The sequence below is a fragment of the Pseudomonas sp. BP11-1-1 genome (assembly GCF_052112105.1).
Lineage (GTDB): Bacteria > Pseudomonadota > Gammaproteobacteria > Pseudomonadales > Pseudomonadaceae > Aquipseudomonas > Aquipseudomonas alvandae.
Window position 1 is genome coordinate 35,682 of the sequence record NZ_JAUTYU010000013.1, and the last position, 17,068, is coordinate 52,749.

General features: G+C 61.9%; 13 protein-coding genes and 1 riboswitch. Of the genes, 4 read left to right on the top strand and 9 right to left on the bottom strand.

What is annotated here, in order from left to right; genetic code table 11:
• Positions 1 to 17: 17 nt before the first annotated feature.
• On the top strand, positions 18 to 1,925 hold the full coding sequence (locus tag Q7C33_RS21530; protein WP_407684138.1) for an alkaline phosphatase D family protein: 1,908 nt from the start codon (positions 18 to 20) through the stop codon (positions 1,923 to 1,925).
• Here the strand turns inward: Q7C33_RS21530 and Q7C33_RS21535 are convergent, their stop codons facing one another.
• From Q7C33_RS21535 to Q7C33_RS21565, 7 genes are all read right to left on the bottom strand, one after another.
• Complete coding sequence (locus Q7C33_RS21535) at positions 1,926 to 2,534, bottom strand: LysE family translocator (RefSeq protein ID WP_030138618.1); 609 nt, start codon at positions 2,532 to 2,534, stop codon at positions 1,926 to 1,928.
• 182 nt (positions 2,535 to 2,716) lie between these two features.
• Positions 2,717 to 3,217, bottom strand: a complete 501-nt coding sequence (locus tag Q7C33_RS21540) for a methylated-DNA--[protein]-cysteine S-methyltransferase (RefSeq protein WP_030138617.1) — start codon at positions 3,215 to 3,217, stop codon at positions 2,717 to 2,719.
• An 81-nt stretch (positions 3,218 to 3,298) separates the two neighbouring features.
• Positions 3,299 to 6,034, bottom strand: coding sequence for a LuxR C-terminal-related transcriptional regulator (locus Q7C33_RS21545; protein WP_030138616.1), 2,736 nt, complete (start codon positions 6,032 to 6,034; stop codon positions 3,299 to 3,301).
• Positions 6,035 to 6,241: 207 nt separating this feature from the next.
• Positions 6,242 to 7,606 (bottom strand): DUF1329 domain-containing protein, encoded by a 1,365-nt coding sequence (locus Q7C33_RS21550; RefSeq protein WP_198796260.1) that lies wholly within the window; start codon positions 7,604 to 7,606, stop codon positions 6,242 to 6,244.
• Positions 7,607 to 7,631: 25 nt separating this feature from the next.
• Positions 7,632 to 9,527, bottom strand: a complete 1,896-nt coding sequence (locus Q7C33_RS21555) for a DUF1302 domain-containing protein (RefSeq protein WP_198796259.1) — start codon at positions 9,525 to 9,527, stop codon at positions 7,632 to 7,634.
• Positions 9,528 to 9,814: 287 nt separating this feature from the next.
• A complete protein-coding gene (locus Q7C33_RS21560) occupies positions 9,815 to 11,497 on the bottom strand; it encodes a fatty acid--CoA ligase (protein WP_030138613.1) in 1,683 nt (560 codons plus the stop codon).
• A gap of 144 nt (positions 11,498 to 11,641) precedes the next feature.
• A complete protein-coding gene (locus tag Q7C33_RS21565) occupies positions 11,642 to 12,271 on the bottom strand; it encodes a LysE family transporter (protein ID WP_198796258.1) in 630 nt (209 codons plus the stop codon).
• Between the two features lie 195 nt (positions 12,272 to 12,466).
• Between Q7C33_RS21565 and Q7C33_RS21570 the strand changes: the two genes are divergently transcribed.
• The 3 genes from Q7C33_RS21570 to Q7C33_RS21580 all read left to right on the top strand — a co-directional run bounded on the left by Q7C33_RS21570 (position 12,467) and on the right by Q7C33_RS21580 (position 15,312).
• Positions 12,467 to 13,432, top strand: a complete 966-nt coding sequence (locus Q7C33_RS21570; protein ID WP_407684139.1) for a 2-hydroxyacid dehydrogenase — start codon at positions 12,467 to 12,469, stop codon at positions 13,430 to 13,432.
• Between the two features lie 33 nt (positions 13,433 to 13,465).
• The gene (locus Q7C33_RS21575) at positions 13,466 to 14,464 is read left to right on the top strand and encodes a class I SAM-dependent methyltransferase (RefSeq protein WP_030138610.1); all 999 of its coding nucleotides are present in this window, start codon (positions 13,466 to 13,468) and stop codon (positions 14,462 to 14,464) included.
• A gap of 51 nt (positions 14,465 to 14,515) precedes the next feature.
• Positions 14,516 to 14,637: riboswitch (yybP-ykoY riboswitch) on the top strand.
• A 90-nt stretch (positions 14,638 to 14,727) separates the two neighbouring features.
• Positions 14,728 to 15,312, top strand: a complete 585-nt coding sequence (locus Q7C33_RS21580; RefSeq protein WP_030138609.1) for a TMEM165/GDT1 family protein — start codon at positions 14,728 to 14,730, stop codon at positions 15,310 to 15,312.
• 128 nt (positions 15,313 to 15,440) lie between these two features.
• On the opposite strand, the gene Q7C33_RS21585 is transcribed toward Q7C33_RS21580, so the two are convergent.
• Both Q7C33_RS21585 and Q7C33_RS21590 read right to left on the bottom strand, forming a co-directional pair.
• The gene (locus Q7C33_RS21585) at positions 15,441 to 16,256 is read right to left on the bottom strand and encodes a M48 family metallopeptidase (RefSeq protein ID WP_030138608.1); all 816 of its coding nucleotides are present in this window, start codon (positions 16,254 to 16,256) and stop codon (positions 15,441 to 15,443) included.
• A gap of 153 nt (positions 16,257 to 16,409) precedes the next feature.
• A complete protein-coding gene (locus Q7C33_RS21590) occupies positions 16,410 to 17,033 on the bottom strand; it encodes an SOS response-associated peptidase (protein ID WP_030138607.1) in 624 nt (207 codons plus the stop codon).
• Between the last annotated feature and the right edge of the window lie 35 nt (positions 17,034 to 17,068).

Genomic DNA, 17,068 nt, shown 5'->3' on the forward strand with positions numbered 1-17,068 from the left:
CAGAGCTTTTCCTACGAATGTTGCCGTCCCCTTCCGACACACCAACCACCCTACCCTCCGTCCTCGTCGGTCCGCTGCTGCGGCGATTGGAAGCCCGGCGGCTGGTGATGTGGCTGGTGGGTTCACGACCCTTGACGTTGACTTTGCGCCTCGACGAAGCAGGCGATCTCGAGCTCGACGCCACGCGCTGCACGGTGGTGCCCGTGGGGCGGCAGGCATTCTTGCACTTGATCGACGTGCATCTCGATACTGCCCTGGCGCTGGATGTGACGATTGACTACGACCTGCTGGTAGACGGCACGCCCATCGCCGAATGGGCGCCGCACCTGCTGTACGGCGGTGCGAAGTGCCCTAATTTCATGCTGCATTCGCGCATCGGGCAACTGGTCCATGGCTCCTGCCGCAAACCCCACTACCCGGCCAACGACGGTTTGCTCTGTGTCGACCGACTGTTGGCGCAATCTCCCGAGCAACGGCCGGCGTTGTTGATGATGAGCGGCGACCAGGTGTATGCCGACGATGTCGCCGGGCCGATGTTGCGGGCGATCCATGCCTTGATCGAGCGCCTGGGGTTGTTCGAAGAATGCCTCGAAGGTGCGGTGGTTGAAGACAGCGCCAAGCTTTACCAACACCCCGCCAGTTATTACCACCGTGCAGACTTGCTGCCAGCGCTCGAAAGCAACGAAACCCTGCGTGAGCGTTTCTTCGGCGGGGCACGCAAGCCGATCTTCACCAGCAGCAGCGCAGATAATCACCTGGTGACCTTCGCCGAAGTCATGGCGATGTATCTGCTGGTGTGGTCGCCCGTGCCGTGGACGTTGATCGACCCGCAACCACCCGAATTGACCGCCGAACGACGTCAACGCTATGACGTGGAGCAACAACGCATCGAGGCTTTCAGGGCCGGACTTGGCGGCGTGGCCCGGGTGTTCGCGCACCTGTCCTGCTTGATGATCTTCGATGACCACGACATCACCGACGACTGGAATTTATCCGCACAATGGGAGGAAACGGCCTACGGGCATCCGTTCTCCAAGCGCATCATCGGCAACGCGCTGATCGCCTATATGCTCTGCCAGGGCTGGGGCAATAACCCGGACGTGTTTGGCGACGTGATCCAGCAAACCGTGGCGTTATGCGGCACCGCCAAAGACCGCTACCTCGACAGCGCGCCGCAGGACACGCTGATCGACACGCTGCTCGGTTTCCAGCAATGGCACTACGTGCTGCCGAGCACGCCGGCGCTGGTGGTGCTCGACACCCGTACGCGCCGCTGGCGCAGCGAAAACAACCTCAAGCAGCCGTCGGGCCTGCTGGACTGGGAAGCGCTGAGCGAGCTGCAACAAGAACTGCTGGACCATCCCTCGGCGATCATCGTGTCACCGGCGCCGATCTTCGGCGTGAAACTGATCGAGACCGTGCAGCGGGTGTTCAGTTGGTGCGGTTATCCACTGTTGGTGGACGCGGAAAACTGGATGGCCCATCGCGGCGCGGCCCAGGTGATCCTGAATATTTTCCGACATTCACGTACGCCCGGCAGCTACGTGGTGCTCTCGGGTGACGTGCATTATTCCTTCGTCTATGAGGTATTGATCCCACATCGCAAGGGCGGTCCGCGCATTTGGCAGATCACCAGCAGCGGCATCAAGAATGAGTTTCCTCCGGCGCTGCTGGAGTGGTTCGATCGACTGAACCGCTGGCTCTATTCCCCCCGATCCCCCTTGAACTGGTTCACCAAGCGCCGCAGCATGCGCATCATTCCCCACGTCCCGGAACACGCCGAGGCCGGGGAACGCTTGTGGAATTCGGCGGGTATCGGCCAGGTGTTTTTCAATGAGCAGGGGCAACCGGCGGACATCTACCAGCACAACGCCAACGGCCATCCGCCGACACGCATGCTGGCGCCGAAATCGCCCCCAGGCTGATCACTTGCTGGCCGAGGCCATCAGCACGCCGAAGGAAAAGAACGTCAGGCCGGACAACTTGCCGACAACGCGCGTGCCTTGGCGCGTGGATAGCCAGCCCCTGGCACGGCTCGCCATCAGCGCATAGCCACTGTGTATGCCGATGACGAGCAGGCCGTAGGACGCCACCAGCAGGAGAAACTGCGTGTAGTAGTTGCCGGCCGGCTCGATGAACTGCGGGAACACCGCCAGGAAAAAGAACCCGGCCTTGGGGTTGAGCAACTGGATCGACAACGCCTCGACAAATCGCCGCCAAGGACGTGAAGGCGTGTCGTTGAGGGTCGGAATGAAGGTCTTGGTGTTCCACATCTTCACGCCCAGATACAGCAAGTAAGCCGCGCCGATGTATTTCAACACGGTGAAGGCCGTCGCCGACGTCGCCAGGATCAAGCCCACACTGCTGGCCGAGATGCCCGCCACCAGGAAACCGCCCAGGGCGATGCCGAGGATACCGGGCAAGGCGCCGCTCCAGCCATGACGCACCGAGTTGGACAGGGTCAGGACCACGCCCGGGCCAGGGCTGAGGATGGTCAGGGTTGCGAGCAGCAGGAACAATCCATAGCTGGCCATAGTGGCTCCGTTGGCGATTTATGTTTGCAGGCGACAGACACTGTAGACGGATTTCATATTGGCGCAGGAAAAATCTGTGGGAGCGAGCTTGCTCGCGATGACGGAGTGTCAGGTGATGAAGATGCTGAATGTTGGGCCGTCATCGCGAGCAAGCTCGCTCCCACATGGGGATTGGGTGAGGGTCAGAACGCCAGCTGCAGGCTTTGCTGGCCTTCGAGGCTGAGCAAAAACTGCTTGGCGGCGAGGCCGCCCGCGAAACCGGTGAGGCTGCCGGACGTGCCGATGACGCGATGGCAGGGGGCGATGATGGAGATCGGGTTGCGTCCGTTGGCCGCTCCGACGGCGCGGGTCGCGGTCGGCTGGCCAATCTGGATGGCAATGTCGCGGTAGCTGCGGGTCTCGCCGAATGGGATCGTCAGCAAAGCCTGCCAGACCCGCACCTGGAAATCAGTGCCGGCGAAGTCCAGCTCCAATTCGAAACGGCGGCGCTGGCCGGCGAAGTATTCCAGCAGCTGACGCTCGGTCTCCTTGAGCGTCGGGTGATCGTCGTCTGGCTCCAGCGGCCCGAGGCGCACACGATTGAGCCGTTCGTTTTCCCACAGGATCGCCGCCAGCTTCGTGCCTCGGGCAACAAGGATCAGCTCGCCGACGGGGGACGGGATGGTTTTGTACAACGGCAACATCGAATGGAATCCTCGACTCACGCGTAATGGCTCTTGTGGCGAGGGAGCTTGCTCCCTCGCCACAGTTTTGTCACAGCAACCTCATCCCAACAACCCCAACGCCTTAGCCCGCGCCACGGCCTGGGTGCGGCGTTCTACGCCGAGTTTACTGTTGATATGGCTGGCGTGGGTTTTCACCGTGTGCAGCGAAATGAACAATTGCTCGCTGATCTCCTGGTTGGAACAGCCCTGGGCGATCAGTTGCAACACCGCGCGTTCGCGGCTACTGAGGGTCTCGACCGGCGTCATGGATTCGGTAGCTGGCGTCGCCGCCGATGGCAAGGATTCGAGCAGTTGTTGGCGCAAGTCGCTGGGCGGTGCCTGCAACAGTTGCTCGCGCAGCCACTCCGGATGTTCTTTCAACAACCACTCGAAAGGTTGCAGCACCCCGCCGATGGCGGCCTCGAAGGCTTGGGCCAGAGCGCTTCGTGCTTGCGGCTCACGCTCCACAGCGAGCAGCAACGCGACCTTCTGATTGAGCACCATGACGCTGAGCATTTGCCGGCCGGTTTGCTGCGCGTGCTCCAGCAACGCATCGAGGCGCCCTTCGGCCTGCATCGGTTGCCCGCGGATGGATTCCAGCAAGGCCTGTTGCAGTTCAACGTGCAGTGGCAGTTGCGGATGGAATTCCGGAGGCGCGGCAGCCCGTTCGCCAGTGTAGGTCTGTCCCAGTCGCGCCAACCAGGCTTCGGCCAGCTCGGTGCGGCCCTGGGCAAGCCAGAGCTCGCATTTGACCAGGGTGATCATCGCCAGGTAATACACCGGCGGAACGTCCCAGATATGCATCAGGCGCTCCGCCTCGGCCAGTTCGGCAAAGGCCCGGGCGAACTCGCCGTTGTAGCCTTCGACGCGTGCAATCACGCAATGGCCGATCAACACGCTGATGTCACGGCAGGCCCTGGCTTCGGTCAGGCCGGCTTGCAACCGTGCCAATCCAGCCTGGGACTGCATGCGCAGGGTCAGCAGAAATCCCTCATACAGGACCAAACGCGCTCGCACCGCGTACAACCGTTGTGGCGACAAACCCTGCAGACGTTGCAGCCCTTGTCTCACTTCTTCGAGCGCCCGCAGGATTTCTCCCCGGGCTTGCAGTACCCGGGCCCGATCGTAATGGGCGAGGGCCTCGAAGAGCGGATTGCCGACCCGTTGCGCCAGCTCCAGGGAATCCCGGTTCAAGGCACGAGCCCGCCACAGGTCGCCATCGGCAATCGCCAGGTTCGACAGCGTGGACAAGCACATCAGGCGTTGGCCATAGCGTTTTTGCGGCAGGCTTTCCAGGGCTTCGGTGCAATAGCGCAACGTAGCCGCGCGGTCGCCACGCCCTCGGGCAACAATGCCGCTCAGGGCTAGCCATTGCGCGAGCATGGACTTTTGCGCAGTGGCCGATGGGGCTGGCAGGAAGCGGCTCAAGTGTGCGGCCAACTCCTCGGCGGCATCCAGTTGGCAGGCCAGGCCCAGCGCCCAACTGTAGAGCACGATCAACCTCGGGGTGCTGATGAGGAGGCTGTCGGGCAAGTCCATTTTCCAGCGCAGCAACATGCCGACGTTCTGCTCGGCCAGCAGTTGCTCTTCCGACAGGTTCTGCACGAGGTTCGCCGCCACATCCAGGTGCCCCGCCCGCAGCGCCTGCTCCACGGCTTCGTCGATCAAGCCCTGGGCGTTGAACCAACGGCAAGCCCGAAGGTGCAGGGTCGCGGCCGGCACCATGGCCGGCGCACTGGGACGGCTGCGCAACAGGTCGGAAAACAGGTGATGAAAACGGTACCAGTGGCCATGTTCGTCCAACGGCACCAGGAACACTTGGTGCGCGGCCAGGTATTGAAGAATTTCCTGACTGTCATGGGCATCGCGCACCGCATCGCACAGCTCGCTGCAGAAGCGCTCTTGCGGGGCGATGTCATAGAGAAACGCCTGCACCTCGGCGGGCAGGCAATCAATGACTTCCTCCAGCAGGTAATCGCGGATCAGCCCTTCCCCACCGTGCAGGGCCTGGGGCAGCCGTCCGTCATTGCCGGCCTCGGAAGCCGCGAGCAACCAGAAACGCAGCCCGGCCACCCAACCTTCACTGCGCTGGATGAGGCTTTCCAGCGCCTCCCCGCGCAGTGAACTGCTGTGACGCTGGAGCAAGGTCAGCGCTTCGTCATGAGTCAGGCGCAGGTCTTGTTCGTTGAGTTCGAGCAATTGCCGCGACAGGCGTAGCCGTGCCAGGTGCCAGTCCGGTCGCTGACGGCTGGTGACCAGTACCAGCAGCCCGTCGGGCAGGTGATTGAGAAAAAACTGCAGGCAGCGATCCAGCACCGGGCTCTGGGCGAGATGGTAGTCATCGAGCACCAGCAACAAGGGAGTGCGAGGGGACAGATGCGCCGACAGCTCATCGAGCAGACCATCGAGCCATTCTTCGAACGCGAAGGGCTGATGGCGCTGGCGCATTTTCAGCAGGCCCAACGCCCGGCCACCCAGTTGCGGGAAAAACGCCTGGAGCCCTTCGAGCAGCCGCTCCAGGAAACGCCCCGGGTCGTTGTCCCTGGCACTGAGCCCCAACCAGAGGCTATGCCAGTGGGCCGGCAGGCCCTGGCAGAACTCCACCGCCAGCGAGCTTTTGCCAAACCCCGCCGGCGCACTCACCAACAGCAACCGGCCACCAAGCCCGGCACCCAGGCGCTCGCACAACCGCGGCCGCACGACATGGCCGTCGGGCAAGGGTGGGCGGTAGAAGCGCCCTTCCTGTACCGCAATGGCTGCGCGGGAAGAATCCGGAAGTGAAGACAAATCAGTCATGGCCGGCTCTTGTTGGAATGCGGGTGGCGGCGTTGCAGATGTCCGCAGACTAGCCGTAAACGGAGAGGTATTGAAGGGAGTGCTACAAATGGCTACAAAAAGGCTACAAACCAAATGCCTTGGAGTGCTGCTTTTGTGTCGGTCAAAAAAAACGCCCCGAACCAGTCGGGGCGTTTTTTTCGAGGATGCGGCCTCGGGTGGAGCGATTTAGCGAACGCCTTCCTGGCGCAGGGCCGCCGGGGTGAAGTCGCTGGTGGACGCGGTGAAGCCGAAGTCGTAGGCCGATTTCTCTTCGTTCTTCATGCCCAGGGCCAGGTAGCGACCGGACTGCAGGTCATAGATAACCTCCATGGCGTACCACGGCACTTGCTTGTCGTAGTAGTTCTCGGCATGGGCTTCGGCCACGCGCCACAGTTGGCCACGACCGTCGTAGTGATCAATGACCGCGGCTTGCCAGGTGTCTTCGTCGATGTAGAAGTCACGCTTGGCGTAGATGTGGCGCTGGCCTTCCTTCAGGGTTGCGGTCACATGCCAGACGCGACGCAGCTCATAGCGCGCCAAGTCCTGGTTGATGTGGCCGGCCTTGAGGATGTCGGCGTACTTGAGCTGCGGCGAATCGATCTTGTGGCTGTTGGAGGCGATGTACAGCTCTTTCTTGCCTTCCAGCTTCCAGTCGTAACGGTCCGGCGCGCCGTTGTACATATCCAGGTTATCGGAGGTGCGCAGGCCGTCGGCGGCGGTACCCGGGCCGTCGTAGGCGACTTGCGGGGCCTGGCGCACGCGGCGTTGGCCGGCGTTGTAGATCCAGGCCTTGCGCGGCTCCTTCACCTGGTCGAGGGTTTCGTGCACCAGCAGCACGGTACCGGCCAGGCGCGCCGGCGCAGTCACTTGCTGCTTGAAGTAGAACAGCACGTTGCCCGGGTTGGCCGGATCGAAGCCCTTGATCTTGTCGCGGAACACGAACTGATCCTGGAAGTACACGAGGTTGTACGAACCGTTGGGCTGCGGCGTGGCCTGGGTGACCAGACGTGTCACGCTGCCGCCGCGATAGCGGGTGATGTGGTTCCAGATCACTTCGAGCCCGCTCTGGGGAATCGGGAACGGCACCGCCGTCTCGAAATTCTCCAGGCCGTTGCCAGCGCCCACCAGCTTGGTGTTCACGGCGTTTTTCTTGATGGAGGCCAACACGTCATCCGGCACGGTGGCGCCGCGATGGGTCGGGTAGACCGGCATCTTGAAGGTTTCCGGGTAGCGCTTGAACATCGCGTACTGGCCCGGGGCGAGCTTGTCCTTGTACTGCTCGACGTTCTGCGCGGTGATGGTGAAGACCGGTTTTTCACTGGCGTATGGGTCGGAGAGGAAGCCCTTGCCGTCCACGCTGCCGGCGTTCTTGGCCATGGGTTTCCAGGCTGTAATCGAACCATCGGCGTTGCCGGCCATCTCGGCGCCCATCGGCGTCAGGCTCTTGCCCAGCTTATCGGCCTCGGCGGCAGGCACGGCGGCCATGACGCTGGCCGCCAACAGGGATAATCCCAGCGCACCGACTTGCAACAGATTCTTTGTTATTTTCATAGTGTGTCGTCCTGAAATACGGTGCTTAGAAGTTCACGCCGACGCTGAGCGCCACGAAGTCGCGATCGTCCACAGTGGTGTACTTGCCGTCGAAGAAGTTGGTGTAGGCCAGGCTGGCGGTGTAGGTGTTCTGGTACTCGGCATCCAGCCCGAGGCTGACGGCCTTGCGACCTTCCTCGAAGTTGGCGCCAGGGCCTGGCGAGTAGCCTTTCACATCATGGGACCAAGCCACGTTCGGCCGCAGGTTTACACCGGCGAACACGTCGTTGTAGTCCCAGATCGCGCGACCGCGATAACCCCAGGAGTTTGCCGTGGTGAAGCCATCATTTTCGCAATAGCGACTAGCGTTGTTCTGCGCTCCGCCTGCCAGGGTCGAACCGTTCAATATCTCGCATTGGCCATTCGGCAATGGCCCAGGGCCATAGCTTGGATCACGGCCATAACGCGCCTTGGAAGTGCTTTCCAGACCACCGACGTGAGTGAAACCGACCTCGCCTACCAATGTCAGGCGCTCGGCGCCCATGACCTGATCGAAGAAGTGGGTAAAGGTGGTTTGCAGTTGTGTCACTTCCTTGCGGCGATAGCCTGGCTGGTCCGTGTCTGCCTGTCCTGGCAGTACAGAAACATCGGGGTTCAGAGGCGTTAATCCGGAAAACAGGATGTCAGTGGTATTGAGCTGGACCGGTGCATTCGGACGGTAGCTGATTTCGCCGCTCCATGCGGTACCTGTGGGCAATGTGGTCGAGAAGCTCAGGCCATACAGGCGGATATCTTCGGGATACTCGACGTAGTAGTTTGAATTACCTGCGACCACCATCGGTACCATGGCTTGAGCCATGGCAACCGCTTGAGCAAACGGAATGCCAGCGGCCATCAGCGACCCTACCAACCCTGGTCCGCTGGTATAAGCGCTGGCGGGTGCACCATGACCGCTGAAAATTGGCGCACGGCTGTGGTAGTTCATGAAATAAGCGCCAAACTCAGTATCCAGCGGCTCGTACATGTACTTGAAAGACACGCCAAACTGGCCGCTGTCCCGAGCATCCCGGTCGGCGCCACGACGAACCAAAGTGCCTTCGCCATCAACGTCCACTCCGAACGCACCCAAGGTAGGCATCGCAGCAGCTGGAATCGCCGACGCGCTCCTCAGCACTCGCAGGTTACTGTCACAACCATCGGAAATGACGTCCGGCTGCGAGAAGAAAGTCCCGCAATTGTCAGTAACGGTCTGGTCCCACTCCAACTGGTAGAAAGCTTCAGCTGACAAATTGTCGGTCAGGCTCTGGGACACATAGAACATATTGACCGGGATCAGCCCTTCCTTGACCTCGGCGCCCGGACGACGGAACGCGGATACATCGACCGGGTTGATGGCATTGATGCCGTTCTGAATGAAGGTGCTCTCGCCCCAACTAACCACCTGCTTGCCGAGGCGCACCGAGCCGGGCTGATCGGCAATGGCGTAGTTGTGGTAAATGAACGCATCGAGAATCTGCCCGCCGGAAGACTGAGCGCCTTCTTTTCGGTTGCTGTCGCTGATGTCCTTGAACGGACGGCTTTCGTCCTTGAGCTCAAAGTCATACCAATACTTGCCACGCACAAACACACCGGTGTCGCCGTACTTCAGCTCCAGGTCATGGATACCCTTGAAGATCTTCGAGAAGGTTTCCCCACGCTTGAAATTCAAGTGACCGTCATCAGAGGTCTGGGACAAACCATGGCCACCATTGTTGACGCCGATCAGGTTCTTGTTGGCCTTGGCCGTGGACCAGCTCGCGCCGACCGACAGGGACGAATCGAACTGGCCTTCGATTTCACCGATGTTGAAGCTGACGCCGAAAGCCGGGCCGGCGAGCGAGGAGGCAAGACTGACGGCCAGCGGCAATTTTGCCCGGCGCCAGAAAGTGTTTGCTGAGGTCATCGACGCAACTCCATGTGTTTTATTGTTATGGCAGTGGGTATTTCCGGAAACCCTTCGCCGTGCTGGCACGTGCGTCCCATTCCAGAAAACCTTGAGCGGACTATAGCCAGCAGGTAGTACGGCTTGATCCCTCTAAAGTGTGATTTGCAGCCCACGACCACTCTGGAACAGTCCTTCGCCAGGCCGACACCTGTCGGCACGGCAAGGATGGCTGAATTTTCGGTTTTGACAAGACAAGCGCTTGCTTGGTGGGGCTGCCGTGCCCTTTTCGGGCACGGCAGGGACGCTCAGAGCGTCGAGAGGAAGGTGCTGTTGTTGCTTTGCCATTCGGTGATGTCGACGCGGATACGCTTCTTGTCGAGCTTGCCGACGCTGGTCTTGGGAATTTCCGTAACAAGGGCAATCTGGCTCGGGATCGCCCACTTGCTCAGGTGCCCCAGCTCGACAAACGGCTTGAGGTGTTCCTTGAGCTCGCGAGCCCCGATCTCATGCCCTTCGCGAATCACCAGCAAGGCAAACGGCCGCTCGCCCCACTGCGGATCGGGAATGCCGACCACTGCTACTTCACGTACCGCCGCATGACGGCTGATGAGGTCTTCGAGGTCCAGGGAGGAGATCCACTCGCCACCGGTCTTGATCACGTCCTTGATGCGGTCGCGAATGTCGATGAAGCCCATGCCATCGAGGGTGGCGACATCGCCGGTGTGCAACCAGCCGCCGCTCCAGAGCTCGGCGCCCTTCTGTGGTTCATTGAAATAACCTTCGGTGAGCCACGGCGCGCGCAGCACCAATTCGCCCTGGGTCTCGCCGTCGGCGGGCAGGAAGCGGCCCTCGCCATCGACGATCGCCGCCTCCACCAGCGGCCCTGGCACGCCGGCCTTGATCCGGTAGGTGATGCGTTCGTCTTCGCTGCCGGCCATCAGTTCGTCGTTGAGGTGGGCGCAGGACACCAGCGGGCCGGTCTCGGACATGCCGTAGGCGGCGGTGAGCTGGATGCCCTTGGCTTTGGCCGCCTCGTACAGGCTGCGGTTGAGGGCGCTGCCACCGATGACGATTTTCCAGCCGCCAAAATCGGTGTCCTGGGCGCCCTTGGCGTTGAGGACCATCTGCAGGATGGTCGGCACGCAGTGGGAGAACGTGACCTTTTCCTTGCGCCACAGCTCCACCAGGAACTCCGGGTCGTAACGACCGGGGTAGACCTGCTTGAGCCCCAGCATGGTCGCCACGTACGGCAGGCCCCAGGCGTGGACATGGAACATTGGCGTGATCGGCATGTACACGTCGTTGGTGCCCAGCAGTCGCACGCTGTCGATGGCGCCCATGATGGTCGACACGCCCAGGGTATGCAGCACCAGTTGCCGATGGGTGAAATACACGCCCTTGGGGTTGCCTGTAGTGCCGGTGGTATAGAACGTGGTGGCGACGGAGTTCTCGTCGAAATCCTGGAAGTCGTAGACCGGGCTTGCACCGGCCAGGAGTTGCTCGTACTCGCCAACCAGATCTGGCAGGTCGGCGGTTTTTTCCGGCAGGTCGGTCAACAGCAGGGTTTTCTTCACCGTGGTCAGGTGCCCGGCAATCGCCTGGTACAACCCGACGAACTCGCTGTTGACCAGCACGAAGCGGTCCTCGGCGTGGTTCATGGTGTAGAGGATCTGCTCCGGCGACAGGCGCACGTTGATGGTGTGGATCACCGCGCCGATCATCGGGATCGCGAACATGCATTCCAGGTAACGATGGCTGTCCCAGTCCATCACCGCCACGGTATCGCCGGCCTTCACCCCCGCCTCGGTCAGCACATTGGCCAGCCGCGCGACGCGCTCGATCAGCGTCGGGTAGCTGTAGCGCAACTGGTCGCGGTAGATGATCTCGCGGGTTTTCTCGTAACGCGCGCCGGACATCAGCAGCCGCTTGATCAGCAGCGGGTATTGATAGGCGCCTTCGGCTGGAGGAATTACGCGAGTCTGCAACATAAGTGTCCCTTTTCTGACTGCACGGTCTTGGCTGGAAAGTAAGCACTCTAAAGCGCTTCTTCACGGACCAAATCAGCCGAAGGAATGATTTGATCCGCTCGCAAATACCAGCCTTGAGCCATCATCGGGACGGGTTCAGCCCAATCAATGGGCCTCGGTAAACGCCAGCTTCACCCCGATGGCAACCAGCACGGCGCCCATGGTCCGGTCGAACCAGTGGCCCATGCGGGCAAAAGCGGCACGCACCCGTGCCTGGCTGAACAGCATCGCCACCATGCAGAACCAGGCCGCCGTGGCGACTGCGAGATAGACGCCGTAGCCGGCCTGGATCGCCATCGGGGTATGGGGATTGATGACCACGGTGAACAGGGACAGGAAGAACAGCGTCGCCTTGGGATTCAGGCCGTTGGTCACGAAGCCGGCGGTAAATGCGCCGCGAGCGGTGCGTTCGCCGACTTCCTTGTGCAGGTTTTCCTCGCTGGCCTTGGCCGGCTGCGCACGCAATGCCTTGAAGCCGATGTACAACAGGTAGGCGGCGGCCGCCCACTTCAATGCGTTGAACAGCACGATCGATTGGGACACGATCAGGCCGATGCCCAGCAGCGAATATCCCACGTGCAGGAAGATCGCGGTGCCGACGCCCAACGCTGTCCACGTCCCGGCGCGACGACCGTGGGTCACGCTTTCACGCACCACCACGGCGAAATCCGGACCAGGGCTGGCCACGGCCAGCAAATGGATCAGGGCGACGGTGAGGAATTCGGCGAGGTACATGGTGCGGCTCCTTGCGACAATCTCTGTTGAATGAATCCCGTGGCGAGGGAGCTTGCTCCCGCTCGGCTGCGCAGCAGTCACTTGCCTCTGGGGCCTGCTTCGCAGGCCAGCGGGAGCAAGCTCCCTCGCCACGGCAAATGTTCTGATAGGCTCGCCACATTACGCCTTCAGTCCTTTCCATGACAGGTACAGCTGATGACCAATACCGCCCGCGCAGTTTTTCTCGATCACCCTTCCCTGGACCTCGGCGACCTCGACCTCGGCCCGTTGCGCGAATGCTTCGGCGAACTGCAACTGTTCGCCGGAACCCGCCAGGATGAGGTAACAGAGCGGCTCAAGGGCGCCACGGTGGCGATCACCAACAAGGTCGTGATCGATGCAGCCGCGATGGCCGCCAACCCCGAACTGCAACTGATCCTGATCAGCGCCACCGGCACCAACAACGTCGACCTGGTCGCGGCCCGCCGCCATGGCATTACCGTCAGCAACTGCCAGGGCTACGGCACGCCGTCGGTCGCCCAGCATACGATCATGCTGTTGCTGAACCTGGCGACGCGCCTGGCCGATTATCAAAAAGCCGTGGGCGAAGGTCGCTGGCAACAGGCTTCGCAGTTCTGCCTGCTGGATTATCCGATTGTCGAGCTGCAGGGCAAGACCCTCGGACTGCTCGGCCATGGCGAATTGGGCGGCGCCGTCGCGCGGCTGGCCGAAGCCTTTGGCATGAGCGTCTTGCTGGGACAGACTCCCGGACGCCCCGCTCGTCCCGACCGCCTGCCATTGGACCAACTGTTGCCGCGAGTGGACGCCCTGACGCTGCATTGTCCGCTCAACGAGCACACCCGTCATTTCATCGGCACGCGCGAACTGGCCTTGCTCAAACCCGGTACGTTCGTGGTCAACACCGCACGCGGCGGGCTGATCGACGAGCAAGCCTTGGCCGACGCCCTGCGCAGCGGTCACCTGGGCGGTGCGGCCACCGACGTGTTGAGCGTGGAGCCGCCCACCGAGGGCAATCCGCTGTTGGCAGGCGATATCCCCCGGTTGATCGTCACGCCCCACAACGCCTGGGGCAGCCGCGAGGCACGGCAGCGGATCGTTGGCCAACTGAGCGAAAACGCCCAGGGATTTTTCAGCGGTACAGCGCGACGGATCGTCAGTTGATAAACTGCCGCACTTTTTTTCAAGGAGCAGACCATGGATCCGCGCAGTGAAGTACTGCTTCGTCAACCTGAGCTATTCCAGGGTTCGGTCCTGCTGGCTGGCCTGCCCGCCGACGATCTGCTCGGCCGCCTGCCCGAGGCCCATGGTTGGTGCTGGCACGCCGGCGATCAAGCGGCCCTGGATGCGCGCTTCCCGGAGCGCAGCCATTTTGGCGTGAACGTACCCGAGCGAGGGTTCGACACCGCCGTGGTGTTCCTGCCCAAGGCCAAGGACCTCACCGACTACATCCTCAACGCCGTGGCCGCGCGCCTGGCCGGTCGCGAGGTGTACTTGGTGGGGGAAAAACGCAGCGGCATCGAGGGGGCTTCCAAGCAGCTCAACCCATTCGGCAAGCCACGCAAGCTCGACAGCGCGCGGCACTGCCAGCTCTGGCAAGTCACCGTCGCCAACGCGCCCGAGGCCAAGCCGCTGGAAAGCCTTGCACAGACGTATGAGCTGCCGTTGGCCGAAGGTCCGCTGAAGGTCATCAGCTTGCCGGGGGTATTCAGTCACGGGCGGCTGGATCGCGGCAGTGCGCTGTTGCTGGAGCACTTGGACAAGCTGCCCAGCGGCCACCTGCTGGACTTCGGCTGCGGCGCCGGCGTGCTGGGCGCTGCGGTCAAGCGCCGCTACCCGCACAACACCGTGACGCTGCTGGATGTGGATGCCTTCGCCGCCGCCAGCAGTCGCCTGACCTTGGCCGCCAACGGCCTGGAAGCCGACGTGCTGACCGGTGACGGGATCGACGCCGCGCCCATGGGCCTGAACGCGATCCTGAGCAATCCGCCGTTCCATGTCGGGGTGCACACCGATTATCACGCGACGGAAAACCTGCTGCGAAAAGCCGCCAAACATCTGAAAAATGGCGGCGAACTGCGGTTGGTCGCCAACAGTTTCCTCAAATACCAGCCGCTGATCGAAGAGCACCTCGGCACGTGCACCATCAAGGCCGAAGGCCAGGGTTTTCGCATCTACCGGGCCAAGCGCGGCTGAAGCATCCTTGAAAAACAGCGCTTGCCCAATCGGATTTGCCTAGGCAGAATCCGCACCGTCCTAGGGGAGTAGTCTCCCGCGAGCGCCCTGCTCGCCCGGCATACGTCAACATACTTGGTCAGCAGACCATGGCGTATGCGGCCCAAGCGTCCACGCAGATGGTCGCTGGGTTTGACAAGACCTATGACACGCACACCTTACCCGGGGCGGGAAGGCTGTACGTGTCATAGCCGTGTCGACCCGCCCCTCTTAGGAATTTCCTGATGCTGGACTCTCTACTCGTACCTACCGCCATCGTTGCGCTGGCCGAAATCGGCGACAAGACGCAACTGCTCGCGCTGATCCTTGCCGCTCGCTTTCGCAAACCCTGGCCGATCATCGCCGGCATCGTCGCCGCGACCCTGGCCAACCACGCGGCAGCGGGCGCGGTGGGTGCCTGGGTCAGTGGGTTCTTCTCCGACTCGGTGTTGCATTGGATATTGGCGGCAAGCTTCGCGGCCACGGCATTGTGGACCCTGGTCCCGGACAAGCTGGACGATGAAGAGGCCAATACGGCTCGCAGGTTCGGGCCGTTCCTGACCACGCTGATCGCGTTCTTCCTGGCGGAAATCGGCGACAAGACCCAGATCGCCACGGTGATGCTCGCCGCGCAATACCCGGAACTGTGGTTGGTGATCATTGGCACCACCGTGGGCATGTTGATTGCCAACGTGCCGGTGGTATTGGCTGGCAACTTCGCCGCCGAGAAACTGCCCCTGGCCCTCATCCGCCGCCTGGCCGCCTCGGCGTTTTTCATCCTGGCAATCGTGGCGGTTTACAAGGCGATGCAGAGCAGTGGGTGGGTTTGATTGATTTGAATCAGACTTGCCGCGTTATCGTTCTTCGCGAGCAGGCTCGCTCCCACAGGGGACTTCGTTGTCCTTGTGGGAGCGAGCTTGCTCGCGATGAGGCCAGCCGCCTCACCGCGTGACGATGCTTACTTCTTGGCCTGCTGGTAAAGCGGCATCACCTTCGGAATCGCCGCTTGCAACGAGGCGATCCGGCTGCTCGACGATGGGTGGGTGCTCATGAATTCCGGCGGAGCGCCTTCCGAAGCCTTGGCCATCTTGTTCCACAGGGTGATCGCGGCGTTCGGGTCGTAGCCGGCGCGGGCGGCCAGTTCGAGGCCGATCAGGTCGGCTTCGTTCTCGTTGCCACGGCTGTTGGGCAAGGTCATGCCGTAGTTGGCCACGGTGTCGGCCAGCGCCAGGCTGTCCTGGCCCAGGCCGAATATCGCGCCGGCGCCCTGCTTGGCCATTTCGATACCATAGGCCTTGGACATGGCTTCACGGCCATGCTCGCGCAAGGCATGGGCGATTTCATGGCCCATGATCGCGGCGATTTCAGCGTCGGTCAGTTTCAGCTGGTCGATCAAGCCGGAGTAGAACATGATCTTGCCGCCAGGCCCGCAGTTGGCATTGAGCTCGTCACTCTTGATCAGGTTGACTTCCCAGTTCCACTGCGCCGAATCCGGGCGGAACACAGGCGCCTGGGCAATCAGGCGGTCGGCAATGACCTGGAGACGCTTGGCATCGCTGCTGGTCTTGTCCAAAGCGCCCTGGGCTTTCGCCTCGCCCATGGTTTTCTGATAGGACTGGGCGTACATCTGGTTGACCTCGGCGGTCGACAGCATGCTGAACATGTACTGCTTGCGCTCCACCCCCACGGCTCCGCCGCTGGTGGTGTTGACCGATTGGCAACCGGCAAGCAGCAGACCCGCACTCAGCGCACTTACCATCAAAATCTTGTTCATCTATGAAGCTCCCTGGAAACGTGCGCGTATCCTAGGCGTTGATTTGTATCGGCGCCAGATACACAGCGCGAGGATTACAGATTTTTCTGAAAGGCCCGACTCCCGGTGGGAGCGAGCCTGCTCGCGAAGGGGTTGGGACTGTCGCCACAACCCTCAAGCCGGCGTCAGGCACTCCGGCCCATTGAGTTTCGGGTCGTTGACCATGTTCGCCAACACCCGCTCGCGCAATTGCCCCGGCTCGCTCGCCAGCAGCCCTTGCAAGGCATGCAACGGTGTCTCGGGATCAAGCCAGAGGCGTTGGCCTTCTTCGTCCAGAATCAATGGCCGACGCTGGCCAGCCGCCGGTTGGGTGATGACTGCCGTGCTCAACCACACCTGTTCCTGCACCGGATACGCTTCCCAGATCGCCGCGAAAAACAGCGACGAACCCTCTCCCGGCGTCAGCCAGTACGGGCGTTTACGCGATCCACCGCGCCATTCGTAGAATCCGTTGGCCGGCAGCAGGCACCGGCGCAAACGCAGGGCCTCGCGGAACATCGGTTGCTCGGCGACGGTTTCGGCCCGGGCGTGGGCGGGAGTACGGGACAGATCGGTCAGCCACGGCGGCGTCAGCCCCCAGCGCGCCCGGGCCAATTCGCGCTGGCCGTCGGCGCCAACCCGCAGCATCAGCACCGAATCGTTGGGCGAAATGTTCCATTGGGCCTTCTGATCGACGGGGAAGCCGGGCAAGGCCGCGAAGGCGGGATTCCAGCGAAACAGGGCATAACGTCCACACATGGGGAAACACGGCTCTCATATCAAACGGCGGCCAG

What these genes read in the sequence shown, in the direction of transcription:
- Q7C33_RS21560 (WP_030138613.1), bottom strand. Translation starts at nt 11,497, where the DNA reads ATGTTGCAGACTCGCGTAATTCCTCCAGCCGAAGGCGCCTATCAATAC.
- Q7C33_RS21590 (WP_030138607.1), bottom strand. Translation starts at nt 17,033, where the DNA reads ATGTGTGGACGTTATGCCCTGTTTCGCTGGAATCCCGCCTTCGCGGCC.
- Q7C33_RS21580 (WP_030138609.1), top strand. Translation starts at nt 14,728, where the DNA reads ATGCTGGACTCTCTACTCGTACCTACCGCCATCGTTGCGCTGGCCGAA.
- Q7C33_RS21585 (WP_030138608.1), bottom strand. Translation starts at nt 16,256, where the DNA reads ATGAACAAGATTTTGATGGTAAGTGCGCTGAGTGCGGGTCTGCTGCTT.
- Q7C33_RS21565 (WP_198796258.1), bottom strand. Translation starts at nt 12,271, where the DNA reads ATGTACCTCGCCGAATTCCTCACCGTCGCCCTGATCCATTTGCTGGCC.
- Q7C33_RS21555 (WP_198796259.1), bottom strand. Translation starts at nt 9,527, where the DNA reads ATGACCTCAGCAAACACTTTCTGGCGCCGGGCAAAATTGCCGCTGGCC.
- Q7C33_RS21530 (WP_407684138.1), top strand. Translation starts at nt 18, where the DNA reads ATGTTGCCGTCCCCTTCCGACACACCAACCACCCTACCCTCCGTCCTC.
- Q7C33_RS21545 (WP_030138616.1), bottom strand. Translation starts at nt 6,034, where the DNA reads ATGACTGATTTGTCTTCACTTCCGGATTCTTCCCGCGCAGCCATTGCG.
- Q7C33_RS21570 (WP_407684139.1), top strand. Translation starts at nt 12,467, where the DNA reads ATGACCAATACCGCCCGCGCAGTTTTTCTCGATCACCCTTCCCTGGAC.
- Q7C33_RS21550 (WP_198796260.1), bottom strand. Translation starts at nt 7,606, where the DNA reads ATGAAAATAACAAAGAATCTGTTGCAAGTCGGTGCGCTGGGATTATCC.
- Q7C33_RS21575 (WP_030138610.1), top strand. Translation starts at nt 13,466, where the DNA reads ATGGATCCGCGCAGTGAAGTACTGCTTCGTCAACCTGAGCTATTCCAG.
- Q7C33_RS21535 (WP_030138618.1), bottom strand. Translation starts at nt 2,534, where the DNA reads ATGGCCAGCTATGGATTGTTCCTGCTGCTCGCAACCCTGACCATCCTC.
- Q7C33_RS21540 (WP_030138617.1), bottom strand. Translation starts at nt 3,217, where the DNA reads ATGTTGCCGTTGTACAAAACCATCCCGTCCCCCGTCGGCGAGCTGATC.